Origin of the sequence: Mycobacterium sp. Root135, assembly GCF_001426545.1 — a bacterium.
In the GTDB taxonomy this organism is placed as follows: domain Bacteria; phylum Actinomycetota; class Actinomycetes; order Mycobacteriales; family Mycobacteriaceae; genus Mycobacterium.
The window spans coordinates 129,121-141,551 of record NZ_LMEZ01000007.1; the positions used below are offsets into that span (position 1 = coordinate 129,121).

The 12,431-nt window shown below is 67.8% G+C and carries 13 protein-coding genes; 5 read left to right on the plus strand and 8 right to left on the minus strand.

Going from position 1 to position 12,431, the window contains the following annotated elements:
* Positions 1–43 precede the first annotated feature (43 nt).
* Positions 44–1,066 carry a PDZ domain-containing protein gene (locus tag ASD37_RS20850; protein ID WP_056557420.1) on the minus strand — a complete coding sequence of 341 codons (1,023 nt, stop codon included), beginning with the start codon at positions 1,064–1,066 and terminating at the stop codon, positions 44–46.
* 103 nt (positions 1,067–1,169) lie between these two features.
* Here ASD37_RS20850 and ASD37_RS20855 point away from each other — a divergent pair, with 103 nt between their 5' ends.
* Positions 1,170–2,546, plus strand: coding sequence for a zinc-dependent metalloprotease (locus tag ASD37_RS20855; protein WP_056557422.1), 1,377 nt, complete (start codon positions 1,170–1,172; stop codon positions 2,544–2,546).
* 35 nt (positions 2,547–2,581) lie between these two features.
* Positions 2,582–3,424, plus strand: a complete 843-nt coding sequence (locus ASD37_RS20860) for a hypothetical protein (protein WP_056555894.1) — start codon at positions 2,582–2,584, stop codon at positions 3,422–3,424.
* On the opposite strand, the gene ASD37_RS20865 is transcribed toward ASD37_RS20860, so the two are convergent.
* From ASD37_RS20865 to rpmB, 3 genes are read right to left on the minus strand one after another with little or no spacing between them, the layout of a single operon-like run.
* On the minus strand, positions 3,403–3,807 hold the full coding sequence (locus tag ASD37_RS20865) for a hypothetical protein (RefSeq protein WP_156721003.1): 405 nt from the start codon (positions 3,805–3,807) through the stop codon (positions 3,403–3,405). The two genes, ASD37_RS20860 and ASD37_RS20865, sit on opposite strands and share 22 nt — an antisense overlap.
* Positions 3,788–4,174 carry a hypothetical protein gene (locus ASD37_RS31105; protein WP_082570311.1) on the minus strand — a complete coding sequence of 129 codons (387 nt, stop codon included), beginning with the start codon at positions 4,172–4,174 and terminating at the stop codon, positions 3,788–3,790. Before ASD37_RS31105 ends, ASD37_RS20865 begins: the two co-directional genes overlap by 20 nt.
* The gene (rpmB, locus tag ASD37_RS20875) at positions 4,174–4,410 is read right to left on the minus strand and encodes a 50S ribosomal protein L28 (RefSeq protein WP_056557427.1); all 237 of its coding nucleotides are present in this window, start codon (positions 4,408–4,410) and stop codon (positions 4,174–4,176) included. The genes ASD37_RS31105 and rpmB overlap by 1 nt, the downstream gene beginning before the upstream one ends.
* A gap of 117 nt (positions 4,411–4,527) precedes the next feature.
* On the opposite strand from rpmB, the gene mrf reads away from it, so the two are divergent.
* Positions 4,528–5,724: a ribosome hibernation factor-recruiting GTPase MRF gene (gene mrf, locus ASD37_RS20880; protein WP_056557428.1), complete on the plus strand. Its 1,197-nt coding sequence runs from the start codon at positions 4,528–4,530 to the stop codon at positions 5,722–5,724.
* Between the two features lie 39 nt (positions 5,725–5,763).
* Positions 5,764–7,104: an AarF/ABC1/UbiB kinase family protein gene (locus ASD37_RS20885; RefSeq protein WP_056555898.1), complete on the plus strand. Its 1,341-nt coding sequence runs from the start codon at positions 5,764–5,766 to the stop codon at positions 7,102–7,104.
* A gap of 37 nt (positions 7,105–7,141) precedes the next feature.
* Here the strand turns inward: ASD37_RS20885 and ASD37_RS20890 are convergent, their stop codons facing one another.
* On the minus strand, positions 7,142–7,429 hold the full coding sequence (locus ASD37_RS20890) for a WhiB family transcriptional regulator (RefSeq protein ID WP_056555900.1): 288 nt from the start codon (positions 7,427–7,429) through the stop codon (positions 7,142–7,144).
* 432 nt (positions 7,430–7,861) lie between these two features.
* Positions 7,862–9,994, minus strand: coding sequence for an ATP-dependent DNA helicase UvrD2 (locus tag ASD37_RS20900; protein ID WP_162253295.1), 2,133 nt, complete (start codon positions 9,992–9,994; stop codon positions 7,862–7,864).
* A gap of 124 nt (positions 9,995–10,118) precedes the next feature.
* On the opposite strand from ASD37_RS20900, the gene ASD37_RS20905 reads away from it, so the two are divergent.
* A complete protein-coding gene (locus tag ASD37_RS20905) occupies positions 10,119–10,370 on the plus strand; it encodes a mycoredoxin (protein WP_056555906.1) in 252 nt (83 codons plus the stop codon).
* A gap of 1 nt (position 10,371) precedes the next feature.
* On the opposite strand, the gene nudC is transcribed toward ASD37_RS20905, so the two are convergent.
* Positions 10,372–11,304, minus strand: a complete 933-nt coding sequence (nudC, locus tag ASD37_RS20910) for an NAD(+) diphosphatase (RefSeq protein WP_056555908.1) — start codon at positions 11,302–11,304, stop codon at positions 10,372–10,374.
* Between the two features lie 11 nt (positions 11,305–11,315).
* The gene (locus ASD37_RS20915) at positions 11,316–12,395 is read right to left on the minus strand and encodes a TrkA family potassium uptake protein (RefSeq protein WP_056557430.1); all 1,080 of its coding nucleotides are present in this window, start codon (positions 12,393–12,395) and stop codon (positions 11,316–11,318) included.
* Between the last annotated feature and the right edge of the window lie 36 nt (positions 12,396–12,431).

Here is a 12,431-nt window from a genome sequence, read left to right on the forward strand (position 1 = left end):
TTCGGCGTGCCCCAACTCTACGCATCCGTCCCAAAGCGTCCTCTCAGCAATGGGGTGGTTCGCCACCGGAGGAATAGGACTTCAATGCGTCGACCGCACCGGTCAGGTTCTCCACCTTGATCAGCTGCAGACCGTCCTCGTGGGCCGAGTTGGCCTCGTCGCAGTTCTCCGCGGGCACCATGAAGACCGTCGCCCCGGCTTCCTTGGCCGCGTAGATCTTGTGGGTGATGCCGCCGATCGGGCCCACCTTGCCGTCGCCGGTGATCGTTCCGGTCCCGGCGACGAACTTGCCGCCGTTGAGATCGCCGGTCGTCAGCTTGTCGACGACCGCGAGGCTGAACATCAAGCCCGCCGACGGGCCGCCGATGTTGGCCAGGTTGAAGTCGATGGTGAACGGCGCCCACGGCGCGTCGACCACGCCGACGCCGAGGAATCCGTAGTCGCGGTCGGGGTTCTTGCCCAACGTGATCGTCTCGGTGCCGATGTCACCACCCTTGCGGCGGTAGTCGACCACCAGCTGGTCGCCGGGCTTGGTCGCCTTGAGGATCGCGGTGAACTCCTCGAGGTTGGCCACCGGCTTGTCGTCGACCAGGTCGATGGCGTCGCCGTCCTCCAACTTCCCGGCCGACGGGCCCTTGTCGGTGACGCCCTGCACGGTGACGGCCCTGGGGTACTTCAGGTAGCCCAGCGCCGCGTACTCTGCGCTGTCCTCCGACTGCTTGAAGTCGCCTGCGTTCTCCTTGTCGATGTCGTCCTTGCTCTTGTCCGGCGGATAGACCAGGTCGCGGGGCACCAGCTGCTCGGTGCCCGACATCCACAGGCGCAACGCCTGCCCGAGGGTCAGACCGTCACTCTGACTGACCGTCGTCATGTTCAGGTTGCCCGAGGTGGGCTTCACCTCGGTGCCCTTGATGTCGACGACCTCTTTGCCCTCGACCTCGCCGAGGGTGTTGAACGTCGGCCCCGGCCCGAGACTCACGAACGGCACCGTCACCGCCGACAGCAGCAGACCGAATGCGACGATCGGCACCAACGCCACCACCAGCGTCATCATGCGCCTGTTCAATCCACCCATCACGGAGCCCACAGTAGGGGTCCGTCCTGTCCTGTTCACTCTCGGCGTGACCGCGACCCCACGCCGAGCGCGTCCGGTGAGTACCGTGGACGCCATGCCTGACCAGCCTTTCGGCTTCTCTGCCTCCGACGGTAAGGGTGACGACCCCGACCGCGACGACCGCAAGAAGGACCCGAACCCCGGGTCGCCGCAGGATCCGTTCGGATTCGGCGGCGGCGACTTCGACATGAACAACCTCGGGCAGATCTTCTCCAAGCTCGGTGAGATGTTCAGCGGCGCAGGCAACCCCATGGCCGGTGGTTCGGGGGCGGGACCGGTCAACTACGACCTGGCGCGTCAGCTCGCGTCCAGTTCGATCGGGTTCGTCAAGCCGGTGCCCGAGCAGACCAGCGCGGCGGTGGCCGACGCGGTGCGACTGGCCGACACGTGGCTCGACGGCGTCACTCCCCTACCCGCGGGCACGACGAGCTCCGTCGCGTGGACGCCCAGCGACTGGGTCGACAACACCCTCGCCACCTGGAAGCGGTTGTGCGACCCGGTCGCCGAGCAGATGTCCACGGTGTGGGCGTCGGCGTTGCCCGAGGAGGCCAAGGCGATGGCCGGCCCACTGATGGCGATGATGACGCAGATGGGCGGCATGGCCTTCGGATCGCAGCTCGGCCAGGCCCTCGGCACGCTGTCGCGAGAGGTGTTGACCTCCACCGACATTGGCCTTCCGCTTGGCCCCAAGGGCGTGGCAGCCCTGATGCCCGAGGCCATCGAGTTGCTGGCCGAAGGCCTCGAGCAGCCTCGCAGCGAGATCATGATGTTCCTCGCGGCGCGCGAGGCGGCGCACCACCGCCTGTTCAGTCACGTGCCGTGGCTCTCGACGCAGCTGCTCAACGCCGTCGAGGCCTTTGCCCGCGGCATGAAGGTCGACATGAGCGGCATCGAGGACTTCGCGCAGGGCTTCAACCCCGCCTCGCTCACCGACCCGACGGCGATGGAACAGCTGCTCAACCAGGGCATCTTCGAGCCGAAGTCGACGCCCGAGCAGATCGCGGCGCTGGAACGCCTCGAGACGCTGCTTGCCCTCATCGAGGGCTGGGTGCAGACCGTGGTGACCGACGCCCTCGGCGACCGCATTCCGGGGACCGTGGCGCTCAGCGAGACGTTGCGTCGCCGACGCGCCACCGGCGGGCCCGCCGAACAGACGTTCGCGACGCTGGTCGGTCTGGAACTGCGGCCCCGCAAGCTGCGCGAGGCCGCGGTGCTGTGGGAGCGACTGACTCAGGCGGTCGGCGCCGACGCTCGCGACGCGGTGTGGCAGCACCCCGACCTGCTGCCGGGCGCCGACGACCTCGACGAACCCGCGGGCTTCATCGACCGCATCGTCGGCGGTGACACCAGCGGCATCGACCAGGCGATCGCCGACCTCGAGAAGGACTTCAACGACGACAAGGGCCCCGACGCTGGGCCTGTGGATAACTAAAGCGCCGCACCCCGCGCGCGTGGCACAGTCGGCGCATGTCGAGCCACACGCTCAATCCGGTGATGCCGGTGCTCGTCAGGCCCGACGGCGCCGTGCAGGTGGGCTGGGACCCCCGGCGCGCCATGCTCGTCGAGCCACCCGACGGGTTGTCGGCCGCCGCACTGGCTGACCTGCTGCGCGCGATGCAGTCCGGGGTGACCGCAGGGGAACTGTGCGCGCTGGCGGTGAACCGGGGCATCACCGACGTCACGGCGATGACCGATCTGATCGGCTCCCTCGTCGACGAAGGGCTCGCGACGACGACGCCACCGCGCACGCGGTCGGCCTCCATCCGCATCCACGGCCGAGGCCCACTGTCGGATCTTCTCGCGAGCGCGTTGCGCTGTTCGGGGGCGCGCGTGCGGCAGAGCAGGCTCAACCATGCGGGCGTCAGACCCGGGACGACGGACCTGGTGGTGCTGTCGGACTTTCTGGTCGCCGACCCGCACCTACTCCGCGAGCTGCACCAGGCCCGGATCCCGCATCTGCCGGTGTGCGTGCGCGACGGCACGGGGTTGGTCGGTCCCCTGGTGATCCCCGGGGTGACCAGCTGCCTCGGGTGCGCCGATCTGTACCGCAGTGACCGCGACGCGGCGTGGCCCGCGGTCGCCGCCCAGCTGCGCGACGCCGTCGGCAGCGCCGACCGGGCCACGATGCTCGGCACCGCCGCGTTGGCCCTGAGCCAGGTGGACCGCGTCATCGCGGCCGTGCGCGAATCCGACGACCCGAGCCGGGCCGGCGATCCACCGCCCACGCTGGACACGACGTTGGAATTCGACGTGCGCACCGGGTCGACGACCAGCAGGCGATGGTCACGTCACCCGCTGTGCGAGTGTTGAACTCTCCCTCGCTTTCCGACGGCGAAGGTGCCGACGACGTCGGCGAACCGCTTGACGTCCGAAAGGCGTTCGGCTCCAAGCGAATTCGCCACCAGCCACCGGGTATCCGACCGGACCAGCCGCAGCACGGGCACCGGCACGGCGAAGACGCGGGTGCTCGACTGGACGTCGGCGACGATGTCGACCTGGATCGGCTCGCCGTCGACGCGGACGACCGTGACCGTGCACGATTCCTTCGTCACGCGGATCCGGCCCACGTCGGCCTCACCGCCCGCGCCGATCTGAATGATCCCGTCCAGAAGGGGCACGCTGAGTTCGATCGTTCCGAGCGCCATCTCGTCGAGACGGTCGGAGGGGAACGTCTCAGTTGTGGCTTCCGACATGGCTTCTCGTGTCCCACCGCACGCTGAGCGGGGCGTTCCAGTCACCGCGCTCGATCCAACGGCACACGGCACGGACCTCCTTCGCACCCTCGACTGGGCCGAGCCACCGGGCCGGTCCCTCTGGTCGACGATCCGCTCCACACGGTTGCACCACCACGGTGACCCCGCCCGGGGCGGATCCGGTGCAGGCCTGCCGCTCCAACAGGCACCCGGTGGTGACGAGCATCCCGTGGGGGCAGCTGCGGACCGTCGCCTTCAGGGCGTCGAGTGCGGCCGACCCTCCGTCCGATGCGCACGCCGTACAGACGACGACGGTAAAGGGATTCCTCGTCGTCGCGACCTTCCGACGGATGTCGTTGCGCGCCATCAGATCCGCTGCCCCGAGGCGCGTAACCGGCCGATCACCGCTTCGATTCCGTCACGGTCGATCACCTTGATGCCCTTGGCGCTGACTCGTAGCGTGACGCGCCGCCCCTCTGACGGCAAATAGTAGGTCTTGCGTTGAATGTTGGGCGACCAACGCCTGCGGGTGCGACGCCCCGAGTGGGACACCGCGTTGCCGAAACTTGGTGCGCGGCCGGTGATCTGACAATGAGCGGACAACGGAACCCTCTCCTTCGACGGCATTCCTTAACGACAATGATTTTCGACAAGCGCCGTCTCGGACTGTACCGTCATCACCAGTTAATGACAATCGTTTCCAACAAGAAGGAGGATTTGGTGCGCACACCCGTGCTGCTGACCGCCGGCCAGGGCGACACCGACGCCGTCACCGGCACGCTGATGCGGCGGCCGGGGACCCTCGTCGTCGCGCACAGATTCGACGGGCACGTGGTGCGACGCACTCTCGCGATGCTCGTGCACGGCGTCCTCGACACCTCGGAGACGGCGCTCGAGCTGGCCCACGGCTGCGTCGCCTGCACCGTCCGCAACGACCTGCTGGTGCTGCTGCGTAGGTTGCACCGCCGCGACGACGTCGACCGGATCGTGGTCCACCTCGCGCCGTGGCTGGAACCCGAGCCGATCTGCTGGGCGATCAACCACGTCAAGGTCAGCGTCGGCCCCGGGTACCTGGACGGACCCGCCGCCCGCGACGTCGACGTCCACGCCGTCATCACCTGCGTGGACGCCGAACGCTGGCTGCCACGGGCCCTCGGCGAAGACGAACTCGACGACGGCCGGACCGTCGCCCAAGTCGTCGTCGGCCAAGCCGAATTCGCCGACGTCCTCGTCCCGTCACACCCCGAAGCCACCACGTTGGCCGTGCTGCGCCGCCTCGCCCCCCGCGCCCGCATCACCGTCGGAACAGACCACGTCGAGATGGCTCTGGCACACCTGGAGCCCGATGCCCGCCGCGGTCGCAGCGACTCACCACACGGACCCTTGCTCGCCGGCCAGCCGCCGCTCGGCGGTGACGGCGCCGTCCAGCTCGTCGAGTTCTCCGCAGGGCGGCCATTCCACCCGCAGCGCCTGCACGCCGCCGTCGACCTGCTGCTCGACGGGGTGATCCGCACCAGAGGCAGGCTCTGGCTGGCCACCCAGTCGCGGCAGGCGATGTGGCTTCAGTCGGCGGGCGGCGGGCTCCGCGTCGACCCCGCCGGGACGTGGCTCGCCGCGATGACACCCTCCGAGCTGGCCTACGTCGACCCGGAACGCCGCGCACTCGCCGACCTGATCTGGTCCGAGGACCACGGCGACCGCCACACCTCGATGACGGTCCTGGCCTGCGGCGCCTCAGCCGACGACATCCGCAGCGCACTCCACGCGGCACTGCTGACCGACGACGAGATGGCCACACCCGCGCAATGGGCCGCCTACCCCGACCCGTTCGGCGAGTGGCACGAGGACCCCTGCGACGACCCGACCGAGCCGGCGACCGACGACGCCGCCTCCCACCGGCGGACCAGCGAGTCATGATTCCGTAGCCACGCTCGATGGTCCGTCCCCAGCTTCGTGATGGATGATGGTGGGGTGGCAGACATCAAGCGCGGACGAGCAGCCCGGAACGCCAAGCTCGCCAGCTTGCCGGTCGGCATCGCAGGCCGCGCAGCGCTGGGAATCGGCAAACGACTGACGGGCTCGTCCAAGGACGAAGTCAACGCCGAGATGATGGAGAAGGCCGCCAACCAGCTCTTCACCGTCCTCGGCGAACTCAAGGGCGGAGCGATGAAGGTCGGCCAAGCGCTGTCCGTCATGGAGGCCGCCGTACCCGAGCAGTTCGGCGAGCCATACCGCGAGGCGTTGACCAAACTGCAGAAGGACGCCCCGCCGCTGCCCGCGGCGAAGGTGCACCGCGTGCTCGACGCCCAACTCGGCACCAAGTGGCGCGAGCGGTTCACCTCCTTCGACGACACCCCCATCGCCTCGGCGAGCATCGGCCAGGTCCACAAGGCGGTCTGGTCCGACGGCCGCGAGGTGGCCGTCAAGATCCAATATCCGGGCGCCGACGAAGCCCTCCGCGCCGACCTGAAGACCATGAAGCGAATGGTCTCGGTCTTTCGGCAACTGGCTCCGGGAGCCGACGTCCAAGGCGTGGTCGACGAACTCATCGAACGCACCGAGATGGAACTCGACTACCGGCTTGAGGCGGCCAACCAACGCGCCTTCGCCAAGGGGTACCGCGACGACCCGCACTTCGTGGTTCCGGCGGTGGTCGCTAGCGCCCCGAAGGTCGTCGTCGCGGAGTGGATCGAAGGCATCCCGATGGCCCAGATCATCCGCACCGGCACACCGGAACAGCGTGACGTCATGGGAACGCGGCTCTTCGAACTGACCTACGGCGCACCGGGCCGGATCGAAATGATGCACGGCGACGCGCACCCCGGCAATTTCATGCTGCTGCCAGGGGACAAGATGGGGATCCTCGACTTCGGCGCCGTCGCACCGATGCCCGGTGGCCTACCCGTCGATCTCGGCCTCATGGTGCGCTACGCACTCGCCAAGGACTACGACAACCTGCTGCCCACCATGGAGAGGATCGGCTTCATCCAGAAGGGCCAAAAGGGTGAGCAGGTATCACCCCGCGAAATCGACGAAATGCTGCGCCAGTACGTCGAACCCGTGCAGGTCGACGAATTCCACTACACCCGCAAGTGGCTGCAGAAGATGGCCGCGGCCAACATGGACATCTCCGCCGACGCGATCAGGACCGCCCGCGCGATGGACCTGCCGGTCAACCTGGCCATCCCCATGCGCGTCATCGCATCAGTGGTCGCGATCTCGTGTCAGCTCGACGCCCACGTGCCTACCAAAGCCCTTGCGCTCGAACTCATTCCGGGTTTTGCAGAGGTTGCCTAGCTCCAGCAATACGTGGAGCTAGGCGACCTCGCGCCGGCTATGCGGCTGCCGGGTCGGCAACCGGCTTCCCGTCCTTGCGCGGCCGACCCCTCGGCCGCTTGCGCGCCACGATCGTGCCGCGGTCGATGATCTCACCGCCCCAAACTCCCCATGGCTCTTGACGTTCCAGCGCCTCGGCGAGGCACTGACGGCGAATCGGGCACTCGGCGCACAGCACCTTGGCCCGTTCGAGCTCCATCGGGTTCTCGGCGAACCACAGGTCTGGGTCGTTCAGATGGCAAGGTACTGCCGGGAACGATCGTTCGCGGCATGTCTGCGGGGACATGTCCGAATCACCTTCTTCCTGGTCCAAGTCGATCAGCTGACGTCTGATGGATCTGAGACCAGAAGTTCGGGTGTCCCCGAAAGCAATCTGGCCACGGATCCGGTGGTGTCGGGTCCGTGGCCAATGTGGCTTTCGTGGGTACCTAGGTGGTTCCCCGATTCACGGACGCGACAGTCGCGGCGGCGGCGCGTCGCTTGTACGCCGGAATGGCGCCATGCATCGCAACCGTCGAATGCCCGGCCGGCATGGCGGGCCCTGCGACAGCGAGGGGCGACGACGTGACGACAGCGTTGGCAATGGCTACGCCGGAGTTGTACTGGGTGAAATTCACGTGACTCCCCTCCCTTCGGATCGACTGGATTAGACGGTTATGAGACTAAACGCTGAGAGCGTAATTCGACAAGCAATTTTCTGACCTGCAGTTTTGCTCTTTCATCGGCGGGCCTGGACAAGGGCGAGCACGTCGGGCCCGAACTGTTCGAGCTTGCGGGCGCCGATGCCGGGAATCGCGACCAGTGCGGCCTCGTCGACCGGCAGGGTCTCGGCGATCGCGATCAGGGTGTTGTCGGTGAACACCACGTAGGCGGGCACCTTCATCTCCTTGGACGTGTCGAGGCGCCACTCCTTGAGCTGGGCCAGCAGTTCCTCGTCCAGATCGGACGGACACGTCTCGCACCGCCGCAACATGATCGACGCGGAACTGGTCAGGGCGCCGTTGCAGATCCTGCACCGAGGGGTGGCCCCGCGTTGCCGCCGAGGCTTGCTGGGCCCGTCGTCGGAGGTGGCCTGCGGGGCGACGCCGTTGAGGAAGCGCGACGGGCGCCTGCCCTGCCTGCCGCCCGGCGTCCGCGCCAAGGCCCAGCTCAGCGCCAAATGCACACGCGCTCTGGTGACTCCGACGTAGAGCAGGCGGCGCTCTTCCTCGACCTGCTCGCTGTCGGCCCCGCGGGCCAACGCATGCGAGATGGGCAGCGTGCCGTCGGCCAACCCGACGAGGAACACCGCGTCCCACTCCAAACCCTTCGCCGCATGCAGGGAGGCCAGCGTGACGCCCTGCACCACCGGCGGGTGACGCGCGTCGGCGCGCTGCCGCAACTCGGCCAGCAGTGACCGCGTGTCGAGCGACGGCCGCAGTGCCACCTCCTCCTCGACGAGTTCGACCAAGGCGGCCAACGCCTCCCACCGCTCGCGCGCCCGGACGCCTTGCGGCTCCTCTGCGGTGAGCCCCAACGGTTCCAGCAGCTCGCGGATCACCGGCGGCAGATCCGCCCCCACCGCGTCGATGCGTTCCGCGGCGCGCTGCAGCGCGGCGAGCGCCTGCCGGATCTCCTGACGGCTGAAGAAGCCCTCGCCGCCGCGCACCTGGAACGCCACCCCTGCCGCGGTCAGTGCCTCCTCGTACACCTCCGACTGCGCGTTGATGCGGTACAGCACCGCAATCTCGGCGGCGGCGGTGCCGTCGTGAATGAGCTTCTTGATGGCCTTCGCGACGGCGGTGGCCTCGGCGACCTCGTCGGTGTGCTCGTTGAACGTCGGCGTGGGCCCTGGATCGCGCTGACCGATCAGGTGGAGCTTGCTGCCCGCCATGCGACCGCGCGCCATCGAGATGACGCGGTTGGCCAGCGACACGACCTGAGGCGTCGACCGGTAGTCGCGCTCGAGGCGGACCACCGCCGCCTCGGGAAAGCGGCGTGAGAAGTCGAGCAGATACCCAGGAGTGGCACCGGTGAACGAGTAGATGGTCTGGTTGGCGTCACCGACGACGGTCAGATCGTCGCGGTCGCCGAGCCAGGCGTTGAGCACGCGCTGCTGCAACGGCGTGACGTCCTGATACTCGTCGACGACGAAGCAGCGATACCGGTCACGGAACTCCTGCGCCACCGCCGCGTCGCTCTCGATGGCGGCGGCGGTGTGCAACAGCAGGTCATCAAAATCAAGGAGCAGGACATCGCTATTTCGCGCCTTCATGGCCTCGTACCCCGCGTAGACCTTCGCGACCTTGGCCGCGTCCAACGGGATGTCCCGGCTGACCTTCGCGACGGCCGCCGGGTAGTCCTCGGGACTGATCAACGACGACTTGGCCCACTCGATCTCACCGGCGAGATCACGCACGTCGTCGGTGCTGGCCTGGATCGACGCTCGATTCGCGGCCTGCGCGACCACACCGAACTTGCTGTCGAGCAGCTCCCACCCGGTGTCACCGACCACCCGCGGCCAGAAGTACTGCAGCTGCCGCCGGGCCGCCGCGTGGAACGTCATGGCCTGCACCGCACCAGTGCCGACACCGTCGGCGCCTCGCTCGTCGAGCGATCGCAAGCGGCCCCGCATCTCCCCCGCGGCCCGCGACGTGAACGTCACCGCCAGCACCTGGCTGGGCGCCACGTGACCGGCGGCGACCAGGTACGCGATGCGCCGGGTAATGGTCCGCGTCTTGCCGGTGCCCGCACCCGCGAGCACGCAGACCGGCCCGCGCGGCGCCTGAACGGCCTCGCGTTGCTCGTCGTCGAGGTCCTTGATCAGACGGTCGAGCAATGTGGAGGCGGCCTCGGGAGCCTGGGACGGCATGACGTCCATCCTGTCAGGCACGGGTGACACGCGCTGCTCCGACGTCCCTCGGCGCAACCGCCCCTGGTTGGTGCAATGCCCAGGTTGGTGCAATACGAAGGGCTTCAGTAACGTTGACTGCGCTATGACTGGTAAAGACACGCAGCTGACCATGTACTCGACGACGTGGTGCGGCTACTGCGCACGACTCAAGACCGCTCTGAAGTCGGCGGGCATCGGCTATAACGAGATCGACATCGAGGCCGAGCCCAGCGCCGCCGAGTTCGTCGGATCGGTCAACGGCGGCAACCACGTCGTCCCTACGGTGAAATTCGCCGACGGGTCGACGCTGACCAACCCCAGTCTCAAGCAGGTTCAGGCCAAGCTCGCGGGCTGATTCAGTTCGCGTAAGCCCAGGATTCAATGATTTCCCGGGCAATCGAGATCGACCCCGGCAGCAGCAGCCGCGACGTCGAGTCGCTGCTCCAGTCCCCCTCGGTCAGCGCCTCGCGGACCTCGGCCCGGGTGAACCAACCCGCCTCGGCAATCTCGCCGTCGCTGAAGAAGAACTCCTGCTCGGGGTCGCCGATCGCGTGGAAGCCGACCATCAGCGACCGCGGGAACGGCCACGGCTGACTTCCCAGGTACGTCACGTTGGTCACGCTCAAGCCGATCTCCTCGGCCACCTCGCGCACCACGCACGACTCGAACGATTCGCCAGCCTCCACGAATCCCGCGATGAGTGAGAAGAGCCGCTCAGGCCACACGGTCTGACGCGCCAGCACCGCACGGTCATGCCCGTCGTGAATCAGGCAGATCACCGCGGGATCCATCCGGGGAAACTCTTCGCGACCGGTGACGGGGTCGACGCGCGCCCAGCCCGCCTTGGAACTCTTGGTGGGTGAGCCGTCGACGGCGCTGAAACGTGCGCTCTCGTGCCAATTCAGCAGCGCCGTGGCGGTGGCGACGAGCTGAGAGCTGGTGTCGTCGAACACCAAGCCCGCGCGGCGCAGGTCGAGCACCTCGGTTTCGGCGTGCGGATCCTCCGGCGGTTCCAGCGCACCGCGGACCGCCCACACGTGAACGCCGTCGGGCATCCGACCCAGGAACACCGCGTGTTCGTCCGGCGTCGCGGAATGCTTCGAGGCGCGTCCCAGAACCACCCGACCGCCGGAGATCAGCACCTGGTTGCGTTGGTCGACCTTCAGCAGCAGGGCGTCGCTCCACCCGGCCAGCGCGGCGTCTAGGTCGGAGCGCAGTTCGTCGGCGCGGTCCGCGCCCACCCTCGACAGCAGGGGGATGTTGCGAAGCGTGAACCCGCCAGGTGACATCCCGGGACCCGTCACCGGTCGGCGTCCGCGTTGCGGATGTACAGCAATCGGTCGCCGAGCTCCATGGCATCGGCCTCCGGTGCGTCCACCCGCACCAGGCTGCCCCCTCGGACCACCCCAAGCACGATGTCGGGCAGGTGACGAGCGGACCCGCCCACCTCCTTGGCGGTCACGTCCCGCTCGGAGATGGCGAAACCGGCGTCGGGGGTGAGCAGATCCTCGATGAGTTCCACGACGGTCGGGGTGTTGGCCGCCATGCCGAGCAGTCGGCCCGCGGTCTCCGAGGACACCACGACCGAGTTCGCCCCAGACTGAAGCAGCAGATGCTGGTTCTCGGACTCCCGGATCGACGCGATGATCTTGGCGTTCGGCGCCAGCTCGCGCGCGGTCAGCGTGACGAGGACGGCGGTCGGATCGCTGTTGGTCGCGACGACGATTGCCTTGGCGTGCTGGGCTCCGGCGAGCCGGAGCACGTCGGCGCGGTTGGCGTCGCCGTGCATCGTCACCAAACCTGCCTTGTCAGCGCGGTCCAGCGCGGCGCGGTCGGTGTCGACGACCACGATCTCACCGCTCTTGGCGCCGTCACCGATCATGGCCGAGACGGCCGTCTTGCCCTTGGTGCCGTAACCGACGACGACGATGTGGTCGCGCACTCTTCTCCTCCATTGCTGAATCTTGAGGGTCTGACGCGAAGCCTCCGTCAGGGTTTCCACGGTCGTACCGATCAAGACGATCAGGAAGGCCACGCGCAGCGGCGTGATCACCAGGACGTTGATCAGGCGGGCCGACGGCGTGAACGGCGTGATGTCGCCGTATCCGGTGGTCGACAGCGACACGGTGGCGTAATAGAGACAGTCCAGGAACGAGAGCTCGTTGTCCTGCACGTCGCGATAGCCGTCGCGATCCAGGTAGACGATCAGCACCGCGGAGAACAGCGCCAGCAGCGCGTAGAACACCCGCATTGCGATCTTGCGCGCCGGGCTGACCGGCATCTCGGGGATACGGAGGGTTCCGACCAGAGCGTGGTCGGGCTGGGTGGTCAGCGTCTGGTCGAGCGCCTCCATCCGACGACGCAATCTACCTTTGGCCACGAGGGCCCATCTTCCGCCCAACTCGCCGCACAGCAC